This window comes from Variovorax sp. Soil_C_19, from assembly GCF_057657255.1.
The window spans coordinates 50,625-71,314 of sequence record NZ_JBDGIV010000019.1 but is presented as its reverse complement, the minus strand read 5'-3'; the positions used below and the strand labels follow the sequence as shown (position 1 = coordinate 71,314).

Annotated in this window: 21 protein-coding genes; 11 read left to right on the top strand and 10 right to left on the bottom strand. The window is 70.6% G+C overall.

The features are described from left to right. Nucleotides 1-100: 100 nt before the first annotated feature. From trhA to AC3A6R_RS24835, 3 genes are all read left to right on the top strand, one after another. Nucleotides 101-721, top strand: a complete 621-nt coding sequence (trhA, locus tag AC3A6R_RS24845) for a PAQR family membrane homeostasis protein TrhA (protein WP_487861585.1) — start codon at nucleotides 101-103, stop codon at nucleotides 719-721. A gap of 70 nt (nucleotides 722-791) precedes the next feature. Continuing rightward, on the top strand, nucleotides 792-1,226 hold the full coding sequence (locus tag AC3A6R_RS24840; RefSeq protein ID WP_487861586.1) for a helix-turn-helix domain-containing protein: 435 nt from the start codon (nucleotides 792-794) through the stop codon (nucleotides 1,224-1,226). Nucleotides 1,227-1,253: 27 nt separating this feature from the next. Beyond that, a complete protein-coding gene (locus AC3A6R_RS24835; protein WP_487861587.1) occupies nucleotides 1,254-2,558 on the top strand; it encodes a UDP-N-acetylglucosamine 1-carboxyvinyltransferase in 1,305 nt (434 codons plus the stop codon). Between the two features lie 6 nt (nucleotides 2,559-2,564). Here the strand turns inward: AC3A6R_RS24835 and bla are convergent, their stop codons facing one another. Continuing rightward, nucleotides 2,565-3,470 (bottom strand): class A beta-lactamase, encoded by a 906-nt coding sequence (gene bla, locus AC3A6R_RS24830; protein ID WP_487861588.1) that lies wholly within the window; start codon nucleotides 3,468-3,470, stop codon nucleotides 2,565-2,567. A 197-nt stretch (nucleotides 3,471-3,667) separates the two neighbouring features. Here bla and AC3A6R_RS24825 point away from each other — a divergent pair, with 197 nt between their 5' ends. The 5 genes from AC3A6R_RS24825 to AC3A6R_RS24805 are packed head-to-tail and all read left to right on the top strand — an operon-like array spanning nucleotide 3,668 to nucleotide 6,891. Beyond that, complete coding sequence (locus tag AC3A6R_RS24825; protein WP_487861589.1) at nucleotides 3,668-4,306, top strand: CDP-alcohol phosphatidyltransferase family protein; 639 nt, start codon at nucleotides 3,668-3,670, stop codon at nucleotides 4,304-4,306. Nucleotides 4,307-4,331: 25 nt separating this feature from the next. Next, nucleotides 4,332-4,904 carry a glutathione S-transferase family protein gene (locus tag AC3A6R_RS24820; RefSeq protein WP_487861660.1) on the top strand — a complete coding sequence of 191 codons (573 nt, stop codon included), beginning with the start codon at nucleotides 4,332-4,334 and terminating at the stop codon, nucleotides 4,902-4,904. A 14-nt stretch (nucleotides 4,905-4,918) separates the two neighbouring features. After that, entirely contained in the window at nucleotides 4,919-5,578 is a 660-nt protein-coding gene (locus tag AC3A6R_RS24815; RefSeq protein WP_487861590.1) for a histidine phosphatase family protein, read from the top strand. 39 nt (nucleotides 5,579-5,617) lie between these two features. Continuing rightward, complete coding sequence (locus AC3A6R_RS24810; RefSeq protein WP_487861591.1) at nucleotides 5,618-6,580, top strand: DnaJ C-terminal domain-containing protein; 963 nt, start codon at nucleotides 5,618-5,620, stop codon at nucleotides 6,578-6,580. 2 nt (nucleotides 6,581-6,582) lie between these two features. Beyond that, nucleotides 6,583-6,891 (top strand): chaperone modulator CbpM, encoded by a 309-nt coding sequence (locus tag AC3A6R_RS24805; RefSeq protein WP_487861592.1) that lies wholly within the window; start codon nucleotides 6,583-6,585, stop codon nucleotides 6,889-6,891. Here AC3A6R_RS24805 and AC3A6R_RS24800 read toward each other — a convergent pair. From AC3A6R_RS24800 to metE, 8 genes are all read right to left on the bottom strand, one after another. After that, on the bottom strand, nucleotides 6,888-7,538 hold the full coding sequence (locus AC3A6R_RS24800; protein ID WP_487861593.1) for a DUF2894 domain-containing protein: 651 nt from the start codon (nucleotides 7,536-7,538) through the stop codon (nucleotides 6,888-6,890). The two genes, AC3A6R_RS24805 and AC3A6R_RS24800, sit on opposite strands and share 4 nt — an antisense overlap. After that, on the bottom strand, nucleotides 7,531-8,208 hold the full coding sequence (locus tag AC3A6R_RS24795; protein WP_487861594.1) for an OmpA family protein: 678 nt from the start codon (nucleotides 8,206-8,208) through the stop codon (nucleotides 7,531-7,533). Before AC3A6R_RS24795 ends, AC3A6R_RS24800 begins: the two co-directional genes overlap by 8 nt. 76 nt (nucleotides 8,209-8,284) lie before the next feature. After that, the gene (locus AC3A6R_RS24790) at nucleotides 8,285-10,384 is read right to left on the bottom strand and encodes a DUF802 domain-containing protein (RefSeq protein ID WP_487865890.1); all 2,100 of its coding nucleotides are present in this window, start codon (nucleotides 10,382-10,384) and stop codon (nucleotides 8,285-8,287) included. Further along, nucleotides 10,377-11,117 (bottom strand): DUF3348 domain-containing protein, encoded by a 741-nt coding sequence (locus AC3A6R_RS24785; protein WP_487861596.1) that lies wholly within the window; start codon nucleotides 11,115-11,117, stop codon nucleotides 10,377-10,379. Before AC3A6R_RS24785 ends, AC3A6R_RS24790 begins: the two co-directional genes overlap by 8 nt. 123 nt (nucleotides 11,118-11,240) lie before the next feature. After that, nucleotides 11,241-11,789 carry a hypothetical protein gene (locus AC3A6R_RS24780; RefSeq protein ID WP_487861597.1) on the bottom strand — a complete coding sequence of 183 codons (549 nt, stop codon included), beginning with the start codon at nucleotides 11,787-11,789 and terminating at the stop codon, nucleotides 11,241-11,243. 236 nt (nucleotides 11,790-12,025) lie between these two features. Further along, on the bottom strand, nucleotides 12,026-12,367 hold the full coding sequence (locus tag AC3A6R_RS24775) for an alpha/beta hydrolase (protein ID WP_487861598.1): 342 nt from the start codon (nucleotides 12,365-12,367) through the stop codon (nucleotides 12,026-12,028). A gap of 284 nt (nucleotides 12,368-12,651) precedes the next feature. Beyond that, nucleotides 12,652-13,533, bottom strand: a complete 882-nt coding sequence (locus AC3A6R_RS24770) for a hypothetical protein (RefSeq protein ID WP_487861599.1) — start codon at nucleotides 13,531-13,533, stop codon at nucleotides 12,652-12,654. A gap of 25 nt (nucleotides 13,534-13,558) precedes the next feature. Further along, nucleotides 13,559-15,916: a 5-methyltetrahydropteroyltriglutamate--homocysteine S-methyltransferase gene (gene metE, locus AC3A6R_RS24765; protein WP_487865889.1), complete on the bottom strand. Its 2,358-nt coding sequence runs from the start codon at nucleotides 15,914-15,916 to the stop codon at nucleotides 13,559-13,561. 102 nt (nucleotides 15,917-16,018) lie between these two features. Here metE and AC3A6R_RS24760 point away from each other — a divergent pair, with 102 nt between their 5' ends. Further along, nucleotides 16,019-16,945: a LysR family transcriptional regulator gene (locus tag AC3A6R_RS24760; RefSeq protein ID WP_487861601.1), complete on the top strand. Its 927-nt coding sequence runs from the start codon at nucleotides 16,019-16,021 to the stop codon at nucleotides 16,943-16,945. On the opposite strand, the gene gcvA is transcribed toward AC3A6R_RS24760, so the two are convergent. Continuing rightward, nucleotides 16,914-17,858, bottom strand: a complete 945-nt coding sequence (gene gcvA / locus AC3A6R_RS24755; protein ID WP_487861602.1) for a transcriptional regulator GcvA — start codon at nucleotides 17,856-17,858, stop codon at nucleotides 16,914-16,916. The genes AC3A6R_RS24760 and gcvA overlap by 32 nt on opposite strands. 94 nt (nucleotides 17,859-17,952) lie before the next feature. Between gcvA and AC3A6R_RS24750 the strand changes: the two genes are divergently transcribed. Next, nucleotides 17,953-19,395, top strand: a complete 1,443-nt coding sequence (locus AC3A6R_RS24750) for an amidase (RefSeq protein WP_487861603.1) — start codon at nucleotides 17,953-17,955, stop codon at nucleotides 19,393-19,395. Between the two features lie 14 nt (nucleotides 19,396-19,409). Continuing rightward, on the top strand, nucleotides 19,410-20,681 hold the full coding sequence (locus tag AC3A6R_RS24745) for an MFS transporter (protein ID WP_487861604.1): 1,272 nt from the start codon (nucleotides 19,410-19,412) through the stop codon (nucleotides 20,679-20,681). The last annotated feature ends 9 nt before the right edge of the window (nucleotides 20,682-20,690 follow it).

Sequence of the window (20,690 nt, the reverse complement as noted above, 5' to 3'; positions counted from 1 at the left end):
CCGCAGCACCGCCGCGGCACAGTCACCGTGCGGTCACGCGGCCTGCCTAGCATCGGCAGGCCCCTCCTCCACCCGACCTCACCAGGACTGCGCTGTCGCGATGTACCCCGGCGAAAGGCTCAACGGCTACAGCCATCTGCTGGGCCTGCTGCTCGCGCTGCCGGCCACGGCGCTGCTGCTGGCCAAGACACTGCCCACCGGCGATGCCGCGCGCATTGCGGGCGCGCTGGTGTTTTCGCTCTCGGCGGTGGCGCTGTACGCGGCCTCGACGCTGTTCCACAGCACGCGCGGGAAGCTGAAGCGGTTCTGGGAGCGTGCCGACCACTGCGCCATCTACCTGCTGATCGCGGGCACCTACACGCCGTTCGCGCTCGTCACGCTGCGGGGCCCCTGGGGCTGGCTGCTGCTCGCCGCCGCATGGGGCGCGGCGGTGTTCGGCATTGCGCGCGAACTCCGGCAGGCCGGCGACACGTCCTCGAAGCCGCCGCTGTCGCTCTACCTCGGCATGGGGTGGCTCGGCGTGCTCGCGGCAGCGCCGCTGGCCGCACGGCTCGACGGCGGCGGCCTGGCATGGCTGCTGGCGGGCGGCGTGCTCTACACCGTGGGCACGGTGTTCTATCGCAATCGCCGCGGCTTCCGGCATGCCCATGGCGCCTGGCACCTGTTCGTGCTCGGCGGCACCGCGAGCCACTTCGTCGCGGTCGGCTGGTTCGTGCTCTGAGAAGCTGTAAGCGACCGTTACCGCACGGCGTGCGGTCAGAGTGCCTTCGCGGATGTGCAAAATGCGCACCATGCCAAATATTGCCTCCATCCTGAAAGCCGAGATCACCCGCGTCGCCCGCAAGGAAGTGCGCACCGAGGTCGAGGCGCTCAGAAAAGCGTCCACCCTGCACCGTGCCTCGATCGCCGCACTGCGCCGGCAGGTCGACCAGCTCGAGAAGGAACTGCGCCGCACCGCCAAGGGAAGCGCGCGCGCCGCGGCCCCGGCCGACGACGAAGCCGATTCCGCCCCGCCGCGGCGCTTCAGTGCCAGCCGCCTGGCCTCGCATCGCGAGAAGCTCGGGCTCTCGGCCGCCGCCTACGGCAAGCTGGTGGGGGTGACGGGGCAGACCATCTACAAGTGGGAACAGGGCAAGGCACGTCCGCGCAAGGCCCAGCTAGAAGGCCTGGCCTCGGTGCGCGGGCTGAGCCCGCGCGAAGCCGCGCAGCAGCTCGAAGCGGCCTGAGCTTTCCCTCTCTCCTTTCCTCTTCCCATGTCCAACCTCATCGTGCACGGCGGCACGCCGCTTCGGGGCCGCATCACGCCTTCCGCCAACAAGAACGCCGTGCTGCCGGTGCTCTGCGCCACGCTGCTCACGCGCGAGCCGCTGCGCCTCTATGGCGTGCCCGACATCACCGACGTGCGCAAGATCCTCGACATCTTCCGCAGCCTCGGCAGCGACGCGCAGATGGACCACGCCACGGGCACGCTCGAACTGCACCACCGCGACACGACGTTCGACCCTGCGCGCGACCGGCTGCCCGAGGAGATGCGCTCGTCGATCATGCTGGTGCCGCCGCTGCTCGCGCGCTTCGGCGTGGCGCGCCTCGAAGACAACGTCAAGGGCTGCACACTGGGCGTGCGCGAGATCGATCCGCACGTCGAGGTGTTCCGCCACTTCGGCGGCGAGGTGGAACGTGCGAGCGGCTCGCTGCTCGTGCGCAGCAACGGCGAGCGGCTCAGGCCCGTGGCGCACTGGCTCGACTACGCCTCGGTGACGACCACCGAGAACTTCGTGCTCTGCGCGGCCGCGGCCGACGGGGTCTCCACCCTCACCAATGCCGCGTCCGAGCCGCACGTGCAGGAGTTCTGCCGCTTCATGACGATGCTGGGCGTGCGCATCGACGGCATCGGCACTTCGCGGCTCACGGTGCACGGCGGCGTGGCGCTCGGCGGCGGCGAGTTCCGCTTCGACGAGGACTTCCACGAGATCACCACCTTCCTCGCGCTCGGCGCGATCACGGGCGGCGACGTGGTGGTGCGCAACAGCGCGCCGGCCAACTTTCCGCTGATCGACCGCACCTTCGCCAAGTTCGGCGTCACCGTCACGCACGAGGACGGCTGGTCGCGCGCCAGCACCAACGGGCCGCTCAAGGTGCAGACGCCCTTCACGAGCAACGTGCTTACCAAGGTGGAGGCCGCGCCCTGGCCCTACTTTCCGGTCGACCTGCTGCCGATCTTCATCGCGCTGGGCGTGCGCGCGCAGGGCAACGCGATGTTCTGGAACAAGGTGTACGACGGCGCGCTGGGCTGGACCGGCGAGCTCTCGAAGTTCGGCGCGCACGTGTTCTCGTCCGACCCGCACCGGCTCATCACCTTCGGCGGCAGCCCGCTCACGCCGGCCGTGGTCGAGAGCCCCTACATCATCCGCGTGGCGATCGCGCTCCTGATGGTGGCGGCCAGCATCGAGGGCCGCTCCGAGATCCGCAACGCCACGCCGATCCGCCGCGCCCATCCGCGCTTTGCGGAGAACCTGCGCAGCTTGGGCGTGCAGGTCGAATGGACAAGTGAAGACTAGCGAGCCTCAGCCGCGCAGCGCGTTCACCGCGATGCGCACCGCCGAGGCGACGACGTCGTTGCGCACCGGCGCGTCCTTGGCCGGGAAGGTGAGATAGATCGCCACCACCAGCGGCGCACCGGCCGGCGGCCACAGCACGCCGACGTCGTTGTTGGTGCCGTAATCGCCGCCACCGGTCTTGTCGCCCACCTTCCAGTCCGCCGGCACGCCAGCACGCATGCGCGTGGCGCTGGTGGTGTTGCCGAGCAGCCATTCCTGCAGCTGGCGGCGCTCGGCGGCGCCGAGCGCATCGCCCAGCACCAGCCGCTCGACGCTCGCGGCCATGGCCTCGGGCGTGGTCGTGTCGCGCGGGTCGCCCGGAATCGCCGTGTTGAGCTCGACCTCCCAGCGGTCGAGCCTGAAGGTGGTGTCGCCGATGGATCGCGCATAGGCGGTCACCGCGGAGGGCCCGCCGAGGATCGTCATCAGCAGGTTGGCCGCGGCGTTGTCGCTGTACTGGACGGTCGCGGCGCAGAGCGCGGCCACGCTCATGCCCTGGTCCAGATGCTTGCCGGTGATCGGCGAATGGGGCTGCAGGTCGCTGCGGGCGTAGCGCACATGGCGCGCCAGCAGCGCCGGCTCGCGCGTACTGCGTGCAAGGATGGCCGCGGCCAGCACCGTCTTGAAGGTGCTGCACATCGGGAAGCGTTCGGTGGCGCGGTGGCTCACGCGGGCGCCGGTGCCGGTGTCGAATGCGGCCACGCCGAGCCGCGCGCCCACCGATGCCTCGAGCGCCGCGAGCGCGGCCTCGGCTTCGGCCGCGCGCGCGCCCGGGCGCTTCGCGAGCCCGGCGGTGCAGGCGCTCGCAAGCGGCAGCGCGGAGGCGGCGAGCAGGAATGTGCGACGCTGAGTGAAGAAAATCGAAGAAGTCATGTGCTTGGGTTTCAGACGAGTGGATGGAACGAAGGGCATCGTAGGAGCGCAGCCGCGCCGGCTCCAGCGCCCGGCGGCGCGGCCGCGTCCCGGGTGTATCGGCTGTAACGCCGGGCCGGACGCGTCGGCGCGCGACTACAGGCGGACCACGCGGCTTGCGTTAAGGTTCGTGCCATTCGCCGACTCCGGAGCTCCCCATGACCCCTCCCCCCGCTGCACCGGTCCGCAGGCATTTCTCGATGATCCGCGGCTTCCACCTGGCCGATGTCTTCACGCTCGGCAACGCAGCCTGCGGCGTGGGTGCAGTCTTCCTCGCGATGGCCTTCATGGCGAGCCAGTCGCTCACGCAGTTCTACTGGGCCGCCGCGCTGGCCCCGGCGGCCTTTGTTTTCGACGTGTTCGACGGCCGCATCGCGCGCTGGCGGCAGACCCATTCGGCGCTCGGTCGCGAACTCGACTCGCTGGCCGACGTGATCTCCTTCGGCGTGGCCCCCGCTGCGCTCGCTTTTGCCGCGGGCCTGGACGGCGTCTGGGACTGCCTGCTGCTGATCTACTTCGTCGGCTGCGGCGTGAGTCGCCTCGCGCGCTACAACGTCACGGCCGAGGCGCTCTCCGAAGGCGCGGACAAGGTCAAGTACTTCGAGGGCACGCCCATTCCCACCAGCGTGGTGCTGGTCGGCGTGCTCGCGCTGGCGGCCTGGCAGGGCCGCATCGGCGATGCAGTCTGGGGCGGCGCCTGGGTGCTGGGGCCGTGGCAACTGCATCCGCTCACGCTGCTGTTCGCGCTCTCGGGCACCTTGATGATCAGCAAGACCCTGAGGATTCCCAAGTTCTGACTTCCATCGGAGACGCCTTGTGACCATGAAGCTGTATTTCGATCCGCAAAGCCGCGCACAGATCGCCAAATGGATGCTCGACGAGGCCGGCGCCGCTTACGAGATCGTGCCCACGCTCATCCGTGACGGCGCGCACAAGAAACCCGACTACCTGAAGATCAACCCGGCGGGCAAGCTGCCGGCGCTCGTCGATGGCCGCACGCGCCTCTTCGAAAACGCGGCGATCTGCATGTACGTGGCCGAGAAGTTTCCGCACGCCCGGCTCGCACCGCCCGTGGGCTCGCCCGAGCGCGGCCGCTACCTGTCGCTGATGGCCTACTCGACCGCACAGCTCGAGCCCGCGATGGGGGATAGCCTGCTCGGCCTGCAACATCACGCTGCGCGCGGCTGGACCGATTTCGAGCAAGCCAAGGACGTGGTGGAGCGCGAGCTGGGCAACGGCCCCTACCTGTTCGGTGCGCAGTTCACCGCCGCCGACGTGATGATCGGCTCGATGTTCATCTGGCAGCGCGCCTTCGGCAGCCGTTCGAACCGGCCGAAGATCGACGCCTACGTCGCACGCCTGCAGGCGCGGCCCAAGGGCCTGTCATTTGGCTGAGCCAGAATCCTTTCATGCAGACCCACGCCTCTTCTTCGCCCCCTTCCACCACCCACGCCACGTCGCCCGGCCTCGAGCAGCTGGCCCGCATCGCGGCCGAACAGCCGCTCGCGCCGGCCTGCGACCATTTCTACTTCCTGCGCCACGGCCAGACCGGCCGCAATGCGCAGCGCATCTTCCAGGCGGTGGACGAGCCGCTCAGCGAACTCGGCCTGCAACAGGCGGCGCGCGCCGCGCAGTTGCTCGCGGGCGAACCGATCCGCACCATCGTCTGCAGCGATGCGCGGCGCGCGCACGACACGGCGCATGCCGTGGCGGCGGTGCTGCGGATCGAGCCCACCCTCCAGGAGGGGCTGCGCGAGCGGAACTTCGGCGCGCTGATCGGCACCTCGTCGGTCGACATCGACTGGGCCTGCGAACCCGCGGGCGGCGAAACCCTGGCGCAGTTCGTGGCGCGCAAGCGGCTCGCGCTCGATGCCGCGCTGGCGCAGCCGGCGCCGGTGCTGGTGGTGGCGCACGGCGGTTCGCTCTATGCGCTCGCGGCGCTGCTCGGGGTGCCGATGGACCTGGGCCTGCTCGGCAACGCGCAGCCATTGCGTTTTTCGAAGAGCGGCCCTACATGGACGATAACGCCGCTGTTGCGGCAGGCCGACGGGGATTCGGCCCTGGCCTGACGCGCCGGGCTGTGCACCGTCGGGCAACCCACCACAACCATGGAATTCAAGGACTACTACAGCGCCCTGGGCATCGAGCGCACCGCTTCCGACGAAGAGGTGCGCAAGGCCTACCGCAAGCTCGCGCGCAAGTACCACCCCGACGTCAGCAAGGAAGCCGACGCCGAGCAGCGCATGCGCGACATCAACGAGGCCAACGACGTGCTGCGCGACAAGGAAAAGCGCGCGGCCTACGACGCACTGGCCGACCGTGTGGCGCGCGGCGGACAGGCCGGGCCTGGCTTCCAGCCGCCGCCGGACTGGGACACCGGCTTCGAGTTCCACCGCGGCCCGAACGCCGGACCGGCCGACCACGCAGAATTCAGCGAGTTCTTCTCGTCGCTGTTCGGCGAGGCCGAACGCCGCGGCGCGGCCCGGCGCAACCACCGGGCACGAGGCGAAGACCACCATGCAGCGATCGAGATCGCGCTCGAGGACGCGATCCAGGGTGCCGAGCGCGAGATCACGCTGCGGTCGCAGAAGCTCGACGCCGCGGGCCGCCCCGTGTTCGACACGCGCACGCTGAGCGTGAAGATCCCGCCCGGCATGCGTCCCGGGCAGTTCATCCGGCTCGCGGGCCAGGGCATGCCAGGGCACGGCGGCGAGCCGGCGGGCGACCTGTACCTCGAAGTGCGCATTGCGCCGCATCCGCTCTACCGCGTCGAGGAGCGCGACATCTACATGACGCTGCCCGTCACGCCCACCGAGGCGGCGCTCGGCGCGCAGGTGAAGGTGCCGGTGCCCGCCGGGGGCGCGGTCGAGGTGACGGTGCCGCCCAACGCGCGCGGCGGCCTGAAGCTGCGGCTCAAGGGCCGCGGGCTCGGCGGCAAGCAGCCCGGCGACCTGTACCTGCTGCTCGACATCGCGCTGCCGCCGGCCGGCGAACCGGCCGTGCGCCGCGCCTACGAGCAGCTCGCGCAGGCCTCGGCAACGTTCAACCCACGCCAGCACCTGGGAGTTTGAGCATGGCGACAGTAACCGTGACCACGGCCGTGGGCACTTCGCATCCGCTCGCCGCGAGCGAGCTCGCGCATGCCTGTGGCGCCGACACCGAATGGGTGGTGCAACTCGTCGAAGTCGGCATCGTCCAGATCGCCGCGGCCGAGCCGCCCGAGCAGTGGCGCTTTTCGAGCAGCGACCTGCAATGCGCGCTCGAGGCGCGCCGGCTCGAGCGCGACTTCGGCGTGGGCCTCGATGCCGCCGCGCTGATCCTCGACCTGCAGCACGAAGTGCGGCGGCTCAAGGCGGTGCTGCGCGCGCACGGGGTGGGCTAGGACTTCGGGCGCTTCCTGGGGGTGGGCTTTGACGGAGGCTGGGCCTCGGCCTTCGCCGCGCTCGCGGCAGGCGGCGCCGCACGGCCCTGCAGTTGCTCGAGCCACAGCAGCCCATCGACATGCGCCATGAAGCGGTTGAGGTAGTCGGGCGAGAGTTCGTGCATGAGCACCAGCGCGCGGTGCACGAGTTGGTGCGAGTTGAGCGGGCCCGCGTTCTCGGGCACCCGCGCGAGCGACTGCGTGATGCGGCGTTCGGCACGCAGGCGCGTCCAGGTGCGGTTGAAGAAGCGCACGCCCTTGAGCTCGGGCGCGGAGCCCGACGCCGCCAGCGCCATGCCACCGGGCGCGGCGACATCGGGTGTCGGCGCATGGCGCGCGATGTGCTCGAGCAGTTCTGCGAGCCCGCTGCGCGCAGGCGGTGCAGCATCCGCCGCCGGTGCCGGCGCCTCGTCGAGCGCACGGCCATAGGCATCGATCAGCACGGCCAGCCGCGCATCGAGCAGCCGCCGCGCCTCGCCCTGGTGCCCGGCCGTGCGCCGCGCCATCGCCTCGATCAGGCGAAAGCGCACGGGGTCGCGCCGATGCGCACCACGCTCGCGCCAGGCCGCGAGCGTGGCCGCGGCGTCGATCGCTCCAGCGCTACTCACGGGGCCGGGCATCGGCATGGGCGGCAGCGCCGGGCTTGTGCCTCGGCGTCGGCGCCATCTCCACGCGCCGGTTCTTCGAGCGCCCTTCGGCATCGGCATTGGAGGCCACCGGCTGCTCCGCGCCGAACGCGGCCGCGAACACCGCATCCGAGGGCACGCCTTCGTCGATCAGCGCGCGCGTCACCGTGAGCGCGCGCTGCGCCGAGAGCTCCCAGTTGTCGGCGAACGGCCGGTTGCCGTCGCGCGGCGCGCGCATCTGCCGGTCGTCCGTGAAGCCGCTGACCATCAGCACTTCATCGCGCGCGCGCAGGTAGGCCGCCATCGGCCCGGCGAGGCTCTCGAGCACCTGCCGCCCCTCGGGCTGCAGCTCGGCGGAATTGAAGGCGAACAGCACGCTGCCGCTGATGCCGATGCGGCCGTCGCGCAGCGTCACGCGGCCGGCAGCCAGCGGCCCCGCGAGCGCCTGCTCGAGCGCCTCGCGGCGCTGGGTCTCGGCCTGGCGCTGCTGCACCTCGGCCTGCAGCTTCGCGGCCAGGTCGAGCTGCATGCCCAGCGCACCGACGAGGATCAGCACGAAGGCGCCGACCAGCCCAGCCATCAGGTCGCCGAACACCGCCCAGACCGGAACGCCCGGCTCCACGCCCGCGTCGATGTCGATCTCGTCGTTCACTGGTGCACCCTTGGCGCTGCGCGCCTTCCCGCCAAGCGGGAGCGAGCTTGCTTGGGGCGGCCCGGCGCGGCGCTCATCACGCTTCGCCTCCCACCGCCACCGCTGCCGCAGGCCGGCCCGCGATCTGCTGCAGGTCGTCGACGATCTGCTTCTGCGACATGATGCTCAAGTCGATGACCTCGCGCGCCTGTGCCACGTAATAGGCCAGTTGCTCGTCGCTGCGTTCGATCGACTTGCCGAGTGCGCCTTCGACGCGCAGCAGGTGCACCACCAGCTTCTCGTTCGATTCGCTGAACAGCTGCACCGCATGGCCGAAGGCCTCGCCGAGGCTCGCCACCTCGACCGCGCTGCCGGTGACCTGCGCGGCCACCTCGGCCAGCCGGCCGGTGTCGGCTTCGACCTGCTCGGTGAAGCGGCTGCCGACACGTTCGAGCACGTCGGCCGAGGCGCCGACCAGCGCATCGACGGCCGAGCGCTGCTCGGTCGAGGCATGGTTCACCGCATCGAGCAAGGTGCCCAGCGTTTCCATCAGGCGGCTGCGCTCCTCGAGCATCGCGTTGTCGCGCGCCATGCTGTCGGAGAGCTTCTGGCGCAGTTCGGCCACCACCTCGGCCGCGACGCGCGGCGCCTCGGATGCGGCCTCGAGCAACCGCGAGATCTCGGCCACGGTGTTCTTGGCATGGCCTTCGGCCTGGGCCGACATGCCGCGTGCGGACTCGGCCAGCGCGTCGAACAGTTGCTGCTGGCGGCGCTCTGACTCGGTGCCGGCTTGCTGCCATTCCTGCTGCAGCGAGGCGGCCACCGCGCCCAGGGCCTCGGTCCATGCCGCAAGACGCTCCGCATCGCGCGAGGCGATCTGCGCCTGCAGGCCGGCATGGGCCTCATCGACGCTGCGCAACAGCGCGGCCGCCTGCTGCCCGGCATCGGCCGCGGCCGCCGCGAGCGACTGCTTCGCCTCGGCGGCGAACTGCGCGCCGACGCGCTCGTGCTCGGCCAGCGCGCGGCCCCAGCTGCCCGCCACTTCGTCGGTCGTTTGGCCGAGGCGGGCCGAGACGCTCTCGACCAGCGTGGCCGAGCGTTGCTCGAAGGTTTCGGCGAAGCGCTCCTGCGTGCTGCGCAGGTCTGCGACCAGCGCCTGCGAGGTGCTGCGGTGCTCGGCCAGCGCGCCCTTCCAGGTGTCTGCGACACCGGCGGTCGCGGTCTCGAAACGGACCGTGAGGCCGTCGAGCTGCTGCTGAACCGTGCGCGCGACGCTGTCGTGCAACGAGGCGGTCTCGCGCGCGATGCCGGCCATGGTGGCCTCGACCACGGGCTGGATCGTCGCACCGGCGATGCGCGCGCTCTCGGTCAGGCTCTGCTTCAGCGAGCTGTCGACCGACGAAGCCAGGCCGGCATACACCGCCTCGGCCTGGCTGTGGAACTGCGCTTGGCCCGCGGCGAGGCGCTCGTTCAGCGCCAGGGCTTGCCGCTCCATGGTTTCCATCATGGCCTGCATGCGGTCGACCAGCTGCGGCATCAGGCGGGCCTGCTGCTCGAGCAACTGGAACGACGCCTCGCGCTGGTGGGCACGCGAGTAGGGGCGCAGGCGCGTGGCGATGAGGCTGTCCAGCCGCTGCCCGGCCTGCAGGCGGTCGCGCCGGCACAGCGCCGAGGCCAGCCCCAGCATCGCCGAGGCGGCCACACCGGCCACCGAGGTGCCGAAGGCCAGGCCCAGGCCCTTCACCGGTGCCGACAGCGAGTTGCGGATCGCCTGCAGGTCGGTCGCGCTGTCGAGCGCCAGGCCGGTGCCCTTGAGCGTGACCACCATGCCCATGAAGGTGCCGAGCATGCCGAGCAGCACCAGCAGGCCCGAGAGGTACGGCGCCAGCGCCGGGCCGGGCAGGCCCACGCGCTCGCCCTCGATGCGCAGCCGTACCGCGTTGCGCAGCGACGGATGCAGCTGTGCCAGCCAGGCGCCGAGATCGGCCGGCGGCTCGGACAGGCCGTCGACGGCGCGCGCGAGCGTGCCGCTCGCCTGCCGGAAGCGGTGCAGCTCCAGCCCGCCGATGACATAGAACACGCCGACGATCAGCGTGACGGCAAAGGCCAGCGCGTGCGAGCCGGCATACCCCGCGCCGACCCAGCACACCACGGCAAGGCCCGCGGCAAAGACGAAATAGGGAAGAAATCTATTCATGGGACTCTGGTTGCCTCATGCGAAGGGCGTCGAGCAGCCCTTCGACGGGTTGGAATCGGAAGTCCAGTTCGGCGAGCAGCACGTTCCGGATGTCCTTGTGGAAGGCATCGAGCCAGGGTCCGGGCGCAGCGGGTGCAGCGGGTGCAGCAGGCTCAGCGGCTCCGTCGGCCGGGTCCGCGGCGGCGGCAGGCCGCAGGCGGTCAAAGTGCTTCTCGAGCAGCGTGGGCACGGCTGCGAGAAAGCTGCGCTCGCGCGGCGCCAGCACCTGCTCCATCACCACGTCGACCGACGCGAGCCGAGCCATGGCGGGCGACCGCGCCGCCAGCATCGCGCGCAGCCGTGCGCGCAACGGGCCGACGGCCGCATCGAGCGCCTGTTGCTGGGCCAGGTAGCGCCGGCGGTACGGTGTGAAGTCGGGTGCGGCATCGTCGGCGTTCTTGCCGCGCCGCCAAGTGGCGTCTTCGGCAATGGCCTTGGTCAGTGCCGTGCGCACGCGGGTGCATTCGCGCTCCTCGGCGCCGGGTGCGGTACGGCCGGCCGACGGCATGCCGGAGGCGCCGCCGTCGAGCGCGGCCGAGAGCGAAATCGCCTCGGTCCAGCCGAACCACTGGCTCAGCTGGTCGGCCGTTGCCTGGCGCGGTTCGCGCACGTCGGATTGGGCGAGCCCGAGGAGCAAGCGAACGAGCGCCGAATCGCTGAAGGCCGTGCGCTGCTGCTGTGAAACTTGCCCCATGAACGCCAGAACGAAAAACCTGGCAGTCTACACCGGGGGGCCGCGCCGGCCTCCCGTGCATGGCGCGCCGAAGGAAACCGCCGGTAACGCTGGCGGGCCCGCTCGGATCAGGCCCCTTGGGAGTCAGAGTCCGTTGCTGTGGTAGCGCGGCCTTTGCTTGTAGAGGGGGACGGCCGAGATGGCGGCTGTCAGCGCGGCGACGTCGGCCTGCGGGATCGCATACATGCCGGCGTACACCTTGGCAGCGATCGGCTTGGCAATCACGCGGATGGGGTGCGAGGGAACGTCGCGCCCCTTCGCCGCCAGCGTATAGAGCGCCTCGGCGATGTAGCCCATGGCTTCGTTCTCGTAGCCCGAATGCTCGCCGAACGCCAGCATATCGAGGTGGGCGTGCGTCGCTTCGTGAAACACCACAGCGCGATGGCGCTCGTCGAGCACGTTGAGGTCTTCCGACACGTCCATCACGGCAAAGGTCATGTCGTACTGAGCGGCATTGCCGGCACTCAGGTTGGACCCGACGCGAATCTTGCCTGCTGTGATCGCGTCGGCCACGTCGTGGTAGGCGCGCGGCCAGATCCGCAGCGCACCAATGGCGAAGTTGTGGCGCGCGATGAATTTGTCATGCCTCAGGATGTTGACCACCTGTGCGGTGAGCGTCTCGGGATCGGACATGGGAGCGACTTTCAGTGATGGAGTGAAGTCGCGAATTCTGTCGGGCGGACGCGCGGCCGACCATATGCTGTTGGTCGTGTCCGCAAGGCTGTCGGCTCTGGCGAACGGCCGGCCCGGTTTTCAAAGCGCCCAAGGACAAAAGCCGGACGGTGCTGTCGCACCGTCCGGCTCTGGCTGTCTTTGCTTGCCGAAGCGCCGGCCGCCCAGGGCCGCCGGCGTTCTGCCTGCCTGTTCGATTACAGGCCGGCTTGGCGGGTGAAGCCGCGTGCCTGCTCGGGGATCACGCTGCCTGCGAAGGCTTCGCGGCGCAGGTTCTGGCCGGGAGCGTGGGCAGCGGCCACAGCTTCGCTGCGAACGATCGCACGGTCGGTGGCGCTGGCGAGCACCGGGGCCACGCCGGCCGAGGCGACTTCGCTGTAGGCATTGCCTTCACGGGCGGCAGCAACGGCTTGCGGCGCGACGTCGGCGCGGCTGTAGCCGGAGGTCAGGGGCTGCACGCCTTCGTAGGTTTCTGCATGGGCGCCAGCGGCGGCGAGCAGGGAGAGAGCGGCGGCGGCGAGGATGTTCGAGGTCTTCATTTCAGGTTCCTTCTTGGTTTCTTGGTTTGGACTTTGGATGCCTTGAAGTTTGCACCACAAACCAAGGGAAAACCCTCGACGAATTGAACCGCAGTGTTCATGAAACTGAAACAATGACGCGGAACTTTCTTGCGTCCGCCTAAAAGTTGCGGTTCGATTAAGAAGTTTGCCTCACTCGGCGGCCATTTGCCCGCGATGTAAGCCAGTTGGCCGATGCGGGCGGCGAGTATCGCGCATCCGGTTCATACCTGTCGCGTCCCGGCCAATTTCCCCGGCGCGGGCGTTCAGGAGCGCGGCGGCCAGCCGCGCAGCAGCGTCCGGATCGCGACCGCGCCGCTCGCCTTCACCTCGGCACGGTAGGTGCCCACGAGCGCTTCGCGCTCGGCCGCGGCTTGCGGATCGCTGCGCCAGGCGAGCAGCGCCGCCGCATCCGCATCGGGCAGCGCCGCGAGCAACGCCTGCGCGAGCTGCCGCTCGAACTCGCGCGCCACGATGAGCAGGTTGCGCGGGCGCGGCGAGGTGACGCCGCGCGACCACAGCGTGTCGAGCGCCATGTCGAGCGTGGCATCGGGCAGCGCGGTGTACTGGCCCGCATTGCCGCGCGCGAGCTGCTTGACGACGGCGCTCAGCAGCAGCTGGCTCGAGAAGTCGACCTCGCGCAGGTCGGCCACGGCCATGCGCTCGAGCAGCTCGGTGCGCACCGCGTCGGCGGGCTTCGCGCGCTCGCGATGGAAGAAGGCCACCCTGGCCGGCTCGTCCATCGCGGCATAGTCGGCGCGCAGCTTCGCGAGGCGGGCCACTGCCGCCTGCACCTGCGGGCCCGGCGCCGCGGCGCCCTGCCCCGCCGCTGCCACCTCCTGCCGCACGGCCGCCACCGATGAGGCCACATCGAAGGCACGGGCCGCGGCCTGGTCGAGCGCTTCGAGCGCCTTGCCGGCAATGGCCTGGTCGGGCGCCTCGAGCAGCTGGCGCGCCTCGCGCGAGACGGCGCCGGGCGCATAGGCCGCCTGGTAGCGCGCCTGCACGCCTTCGAACAGCATCAGCGCCTCGGCCCGGTCCTGCGCGCGCGCCGGGGCCGGCAGCAGCAAGACAATGGCCGCGGCCAAGAGCAACGGCAGCGCGGAAAGAAGAACAACGGATCGCGAACGAACGGCGTGAAAGGGCATGGCGCCATTATTGGCGCCACGCTGGTCAGGCCGGCGCGAGCTCCGCGCGCAGCAGTTTCGCGGCCGCAACCATGTTCGCGAGCGCCGCCTCGGTCTCGGGCCAGCCGCGGGTCTTGAGGCCGCAGTCGGGATTGATCCAGAGGTTCGCGGGCGGCACCACGGCGGCGGCCTTGCGCATCAGGCGCACGATCTCGTCGACCGATGGCACGCGCGGCGAGTGGATGTCGTAGACGCCGGGGCCGATCTCGTTCGGGTAGCGAAAGCCGCCGCCGGCTGCGTCACCGCCGAACCCGCGAAGCAGCGCCATGTCGGAGCGGCTGGTCTCGATGGTGATCACGTCGGCGTCCATCGCCGCGATCTCGGGCAGGATGTCGTTGAATTCCGAATAGCACATGTGCGTGTGGACCTGGGTCTCGTCGCGCACGCCCGCGGCACTGATGCGGAACGCGCGCGTCGCCCACTTCAGGTACGCCGGCCAGCCGGCGCGCCGCAGCGGCAGGCCCTCGCGGATCGCGGGCTCGTCGATCTGGACGATGCCGATGCCGGCGCCTTCGAGGTCGGCCACTTCGTCGCGGATCGCCCAGGCGATCTGCTCGCAGGTGACGCTGCGCGGCTGGTCGTCGCGCACGAAGGACCACTGCAGGATGGTGACCGGCCCCGTCAGCATGCCCTTCATCGGCCGCTTCGTGAGGCTCTGCGCGTAGGCGGTCCATTCGACCGTCATGGCCGCCGGGCGCGACACGTCGCCGAAGATCACCGGCGGCTTCACGCAGCGCGAGCCGTACGACTGCACCCAACCATTGGCGGTGAACGCGAAGCCGTCGAGCTGCTCGCCGAAATATTCGACCATGTCGTTGCGCTCGGCCTCGCCGTGCACCAGCACGTCGAGGTCCAGTTCTTCCTGCTTTTGCACTGCCAGCGCGATCTCGGCGCGCATCTTCTCGCGGTAGCCGGCGGCATCGAGCTCGCCGCGCTTGAAGGCGGCGCGCGCGGCACGGATCTGCGGCGTCTGGGGGAACGAGCCGATGGTGGTGGTCGGCAACGCGGGCAATGCAAAGCGCGCACGCTGCAGCGCCTGGCGCTGTGCGAAGGCGGAGGCACGGCGGTCGTCGCCCGCCACGCTGCGCGCGAGCCGCAGCGCCACGTCGGCGCGGTGCACGCGCGGGCTCGCGCGGCGTGCCGCCACCGCCGAGCGTGCGCTCCGCAGCGCATCGGCCACGCTGTCTTCGCGCCCGTCGAGCACGGCACGCAGCACGCGCAACTCGCCGAGCTTCTCGACGGCAAAGGCCAGCCACGAGCGGAGTTCGCCATCGAGCTTGTGTTCGGCTTCGAGGCTGAACGGCACATGCAGCAGCGAGCACGACGGCGCCAGCCAGAACTCGCTGCGCGGCTTTGCCGTCGCGGGCTGCAGCGCGGCGAGCGCCGCATCGGGATCGGTGCGCCAGATGTTGCGTCCATCGACGATGCCGACCGACAGCACCTTGTGCGCCGGGAGCCAATCGGCCACGCCGATCAGCTCTTGCGGCGCGCGCACCGCGTCCACATGCAGCCCCGCCACCGGAAGCTGGCAGGCCAGGCGCAGGTTTTCCGCGAGCGGCGAGAAATACGTGGCCAACAGCAGCCGCGGCGCGCTGCGCGCGAGCTGCCAGTAGGCGCGCTCGAACGCGTTGCGCCAGGCGTCGGGCAGGTCGAGGCCGAGGATCGGTTCGTCCACCTGCACCCATTCCAGGCCCTGCTGCTTGAGGCGGGCGAGCACCTGTTCGTACACCGGCAGCAGCGCGTCGAGCAGCGAGAAGCGGTCGAACCCGGGCTCTTTTTCCTTGCCGAGGTAGAGAAAGCTCAGCGGCCCGAGCAGCACGGCCTTGACCGGATGCCCGGCCTGCTGCGCCTCGGCCACCTCGTCGAAGAGCCGCGTCGACGAGAGCGCGAACTGCGTGGCCGCGCTGAACTCGGGGACGAGATAGTGGTAGTTGGTGTCGAACCACTTGGTCATCTCGAGCGGGAAGCTGCCGGCGGCGCCGTGGCTGCATCCTTCTTCGTGCGCATGCGCATGCCCATGGCCCGGCTCCTGCGCCACGCCGCGCGCCATCGTGAAGTAGCGCGACAGCGCGGGCTCGGCGCTCTCGAAGCCGAAGCGCGCCGGTTCGCAGCCGAGCAGCTGGATGTGGTTGGCGACATGGTCGTAGAACGCGAAATCGCCGACCGTCACGAAGTCGAGGCCCGCGTCGCGCTGCAGCTGCCAGTGGCGCGCGCGCAGTTGCCGGCCGGTGGCTTCGAGCGCCTCGCTATCGATCTCGCCGCGCCAGTGCTGCTCGAGCGCGAACTTGAGTTCGCGCTGCGCGCCCATGCGTGGAAAGCCGAGGGTGTGGGTACGGGTGGTCATGGCGGGGGTCCGGTCGGAAATCTTGATGGGAGCCGGCAATGCTCGGGCTTTGGGCTCTATGATTCAAACGAAACCTTTTGCCCTTTCGCTTGAATTTCATTCATGTTGCAGTCCATCCTCGAAATCCGCCACCTGCGCACCCTGGCGGCGCTGCGCGACACCGGCAGCCTGGTGCGCGCGGCGCAGCTGCTCAACCTCACGCAGTCGGCGCTGTCGCACCAGATCAAGCTGCTCGAGGACCGCTACGGCGCGCAGCTCTTCGAGCGCAAGTCGGTGCCGCCGCAGTTCAGCACCACGGGGCTGCGGCTGTTGCAGCTGGCCGACGCGGCGCTGCCGCTGGTCGAGGAAGCCGAGCGCGACGTGGCGCGGCTCGCGCTGGGGCGCAGCGGGCAATTGCGCATCGTGGTCGAGTGCCACACCTGCTTCGACTGGCTGATGCCGGCGATGGACGCCTTCCGGCAGCGCTGGCCCGAGGTCGAGCTCGACATCGTCTCGGGCTTCCATCCCGACCCGATCGCGCTCGTGATGCAGAACCGCGCCGAGGTCGCGATCGTGTCCGAGGCCGACCCCGACGAGACGGTCGACTACCACCCGCTGTTCCGCTTCGAGATCATGGCGCTCGTCGCGAACGACCATCCGCTCGCGGCGCGCAGCCATCTGACGGCGCGGCACTTTGCCGACCAGACGCTCATCACCTACCCCGTGCCCGACGACATGCTCGACCTGGTGCGCCAGGTGCTTGCGCCGGCCGGCGTGCAGCCGGCGCACCGCCGCACCACGGAACTCACGGTGGCGATGCTGCAACTGGTGGCGAGCGGGCGCGGCGTGGCGGCCCTGCCGCTGTGGGCGGTGCAGAACTACCTCGACCGCGGCTACGTCACGGCCCGGCGCGTGGGCAAGAAAGGCTTGACGGGGCGGCTCTACATGGCCTCGGCGGCACGCACCTCGGCCCAGCCCTGGCTCGCGGACTTCGTGCGCGTCACGCGCGAGAGCTGCTTCAAGAGCCTGCCGGGGATCGAGCTGCTGTAGCGCGCCTGCCGCGCGGCTTTGGAACGGGGCGATTCGCCTCGCCGACGATCCAGTCGCGAAAAGCCGCGACCTTGGGCCGTGCCTCGCTGCCTTCGGGGCACACGAGGTAATAGGCGAAGTCTTCGAGCCGGTGCGCGCCAGCGAGTTGCACGAGCCGGCCCGCCGCGAGGTCGTCGGCCACCACCGTGGCGGGCAGGAGCGCCGCGCCCTGCCCCGCAAGCACCGCCTGCAGCAATAGCCCCGCGTCGTCGAAGGACGGGCCGCGCGCCCGGCCCGGGTCGTCGACGCCCTGCGCCTCGAACCAGCGCTGCCAGGCCTTGCGCTCGGCGTCGTTCACGCGCGGCCAGCGCCGCAGGTCGGGCGGTGCCGCCGGCAGGCCGTGCCGCGCGACCAGCGAGGGCGCGGCGACCGGAACCACCTCGACCGTGAGCACGCGCCGGCTGCTGAGCCCCGGGTAGCGGCCGAGGCCATGGCGGATCGCGACATCGACGCCGTCGCGCGAGAAGTCGGCGAGCGCGCCGGTGCTGCGCAGCTGCAGGTCGATGTCCGGGTGCGCCTCCTGGAAGCGCTGCAGGCGCGGCACCAGCCATGCCGACGCGAAGAACGGTGTGGCGCTCACGGTGAGCAGTCCGCTGTCGGCCGGCGCGGCCACGCGGCGGGTGGCGTCACTGATCTGGCGGAATGCGTTGCGCACGGGCGGCAGGTAGGCCTGGCCCGCGTCGGTCAAAAAGATGCCCCGGTTCGCGCGCCGAAAGAGCGCAATGCCGAGGTGCAGCTCGAGCGCCTTGACCAGCTGGCTCACGGCGCCCGGCGTCACGCACAGCTCGTCGGCCGCGTTCGTCACCGAGAGGTGGCGCGCGGTGGCCTCGAAGGCCCGCAAGGCGTGGAATGGCGGAAGCTGGTGCTCTTTCATCAGTAAATCTAAATCGAATGGCTCAGAAGATCTGGATTGCAGGATCGCACGGTGCAACCGATATTCGCACGATCAATGCAGAAAGAGAACCGTCTTGCCGACCACGACTGAAGATCATCCAGTTAGGTATTCTGATTCATCCAGTAACGCACTCCATCGCCTGGAGATTGCCGAGCTCGCCGCGTGCATCCGCAGCCGCGAGGTCTCGTCCATCGACGCGACACGCGCCCAACTCGAGCGCATCGCCGCGCTCGACGGCAGGCTGCACAGCTACGCGTTGGTCATGGGGGACGAAGCGATGGCGCAGGCCGGACGCGCCGACGCCGAGATCGCGGCCGACCGGTACCGCGGGCCGCTGCACGGCGTGCCCGTTGCCGTGAAGGACTTGTGCGCTACCGCGGGTTTCGCGACCGCGGCCGGCATGGCGATCCACCGCGACCGCATTCCGCACGAGGACGCGACCGTGGTGCGCCGCCTCAAGGAAGCCGGCGCCGTGCTGCTCGGCAAGCTGCAGCTCACCGAAGGCGCGTACTCCGACCATCATCCCGGCATCACGCCGCCACGCAACCCATGGCATGCAGGCCATTGGCCCGGCATGTCGTCGAGCGGCTCGGGCGTGGCGACGGCGGCGGGCCTTTGCCACGGCGCGCTGGGCTCGGACACCGGCGGATCGATCCGCTTTCCGTGTGCCGCCAACGGGCTCACGGGCATCAAGCCGAGCTGGGGCCGCGTGAGCCGCCACGGCGTGTTCGCGCTGGCGCCCTCGCTCGACCACGTCGGGCCGATGGCACGCAGCGCGGTCGATTGCGGCCTGCTGCTCGGCGCGATTGCGGGCGCCGATGCGAACGACCCGGGCGCCGCGCACGCGCCGGTGCCCGACTACCTCGCGGCAGTTGGCGAAGGCATGCACGGCCTGCGCATCGGCATCGACGCCGATTGGAACGCCGACGGCGTGCACCCCGCGACGCAGGCGATGCTCGCGGACGCCACCGCGACCCTGCGCTCGCTTGGCGCGCGCATCGTCGACGTGCGCGTTCCCGACATGGCGCAGGCGGTGGCCGACTGGTTTCCGCTTTGTGCGGACGAGGCGGCCGTGGTGCATGCAGCGACCTTTCCGTCGCAGCGCGGCGCGTACGGGCCGGTGCTGTCATCGGTGCTCGATGCCGGCCTGGCGGTGCGTGGCCCGGCAGTGCAGGCGATCCACGCGCGGCGCGCGCGCCTGCGCGGCCAGGTCGATGCGCTGCTCGGCGGCGTCGACCTGCTGCTCGCGCCGGTGCATCCGTTCGCATCGCCCACGGTTGCCGAGATGCAGGTGCTCGGCGAGACGCCGGCGCTGGTGTCGGCGCTGCTGCGCTACACCGCGCCCTTCGACATGACCGGCCATCCGACGATCACGCTGCCGGGCGGCTTCACCGCGACGGGCCTGCCGCTGGCGTTCCAGCTGGTCGCCACGCGCATGGACGAGGCGACACTGGTGCGCGCGGGCGCCGCCTTCCAGCGCGCCACCCGCTGGCACCGCGGCCATCCGCTCGACTGACGGGAACGAAGACCATGCAGACAACACCTTCCAGCGTTTCCCCCGCGCCGCCGCGCGCACGGCTCTTCCACGGCTGGCTCGTGGTGGCCGGCGCCTTCGCCGTGATGCTCGTGGGCTTCGGCAGCGCCTACACATTCAGCGCCTTTCTCGAGCCGCTGCAGCGCGACTTCGGCGCCTCGCGCGGCTCGGTGTCGCTGGTGTTCTCGCTCGCAGGCTTCCTGTACTTCGGCCTCGGCGTGCTCAGCGGGCCGCTGGCCGATCGCTGGGGATCGCGCCGGCTCGCGGTTGCGGGCATGGTGCTGGTCGGCGCCGGGCTGGCCGCCGCGGGCCGGGCAGAGACGCTGACCCAGGTCTACCTGGCGTACGGGCTCGGCGTCGGGCTCGGCGTGGGTGCGTCCTACGTGCCGGTGCTGGGCGCGGTGCAGCGCTGGTTCGTGCGGCGCCGCGGCTTCGCTTCGGGCTTGGCGGTGAGCGGCATCGGCGTGGGCACGCTGCTGATGCCGCCGCTGGCGGCGCTGCTGATCGACAGTCTTGGTTGGCGCAACGCGTACCTGGCGCTGGGCGCCCTGGCGGTGGTGGTGGGCGTGGGCATGGCACTGCTGGTCGAGGACGATCCGCGCCACCGCGGCCTCGGCCCCGACGGCGACCCGCCGCCGCCCGAGGCCGCAAGCGCCCATGCCGCAGCGGCCGGTGCCTCGGTGCGCGCTGCGGTGGCATCGCGGCGTTTCGCGGGGCTGTATGCGGCGTGCCTGATCAGCTCGTTCGGGCTCTTCGTGCCCTTCGTCCACCTGGTGCCCTATGCGCTCGACCATGGCGTGGCGCCCGGCTCCGCCGTGCTGCTGCTGGGCGCGATCGGCGTCGGCAGCACGGCGGGCCGGTTCTTCCTCGGCGGGCTGGCCGACCGCATCGGCCGCCGGTTCGCGCTGCCCCTGATGTCGGCGGGCATGGCGTGCTCGCTCGTGCTGTGGGCGGTGTCGGGCAATTTCTGGGGATTGGCCTTGTTCGCGTTCGGCTACGGCGTGTTCTACGGCGGCTTCGTCGCGCTGCTGCCGGCGCTGGTGATGGACCATTTCGGCGGCCGCAACATCGGCGCGATCATCGGCGTGCTCTACACGAGCGTGGCGGTCGGCACGCTGGTCGGGCCGACCGCGGCAGGCTACGCCTTCGACCTGAGCCGCAGCTACCTGCTGCCGATCTTGGCGAGCATCGGCGCGAACCTCGTTGCCGCCGGGCTCCTGCTGGCGATGGCCCGGGGCGATGCGGCCACCGGCCGTGCAGCGGACTGAGCCGCCCGG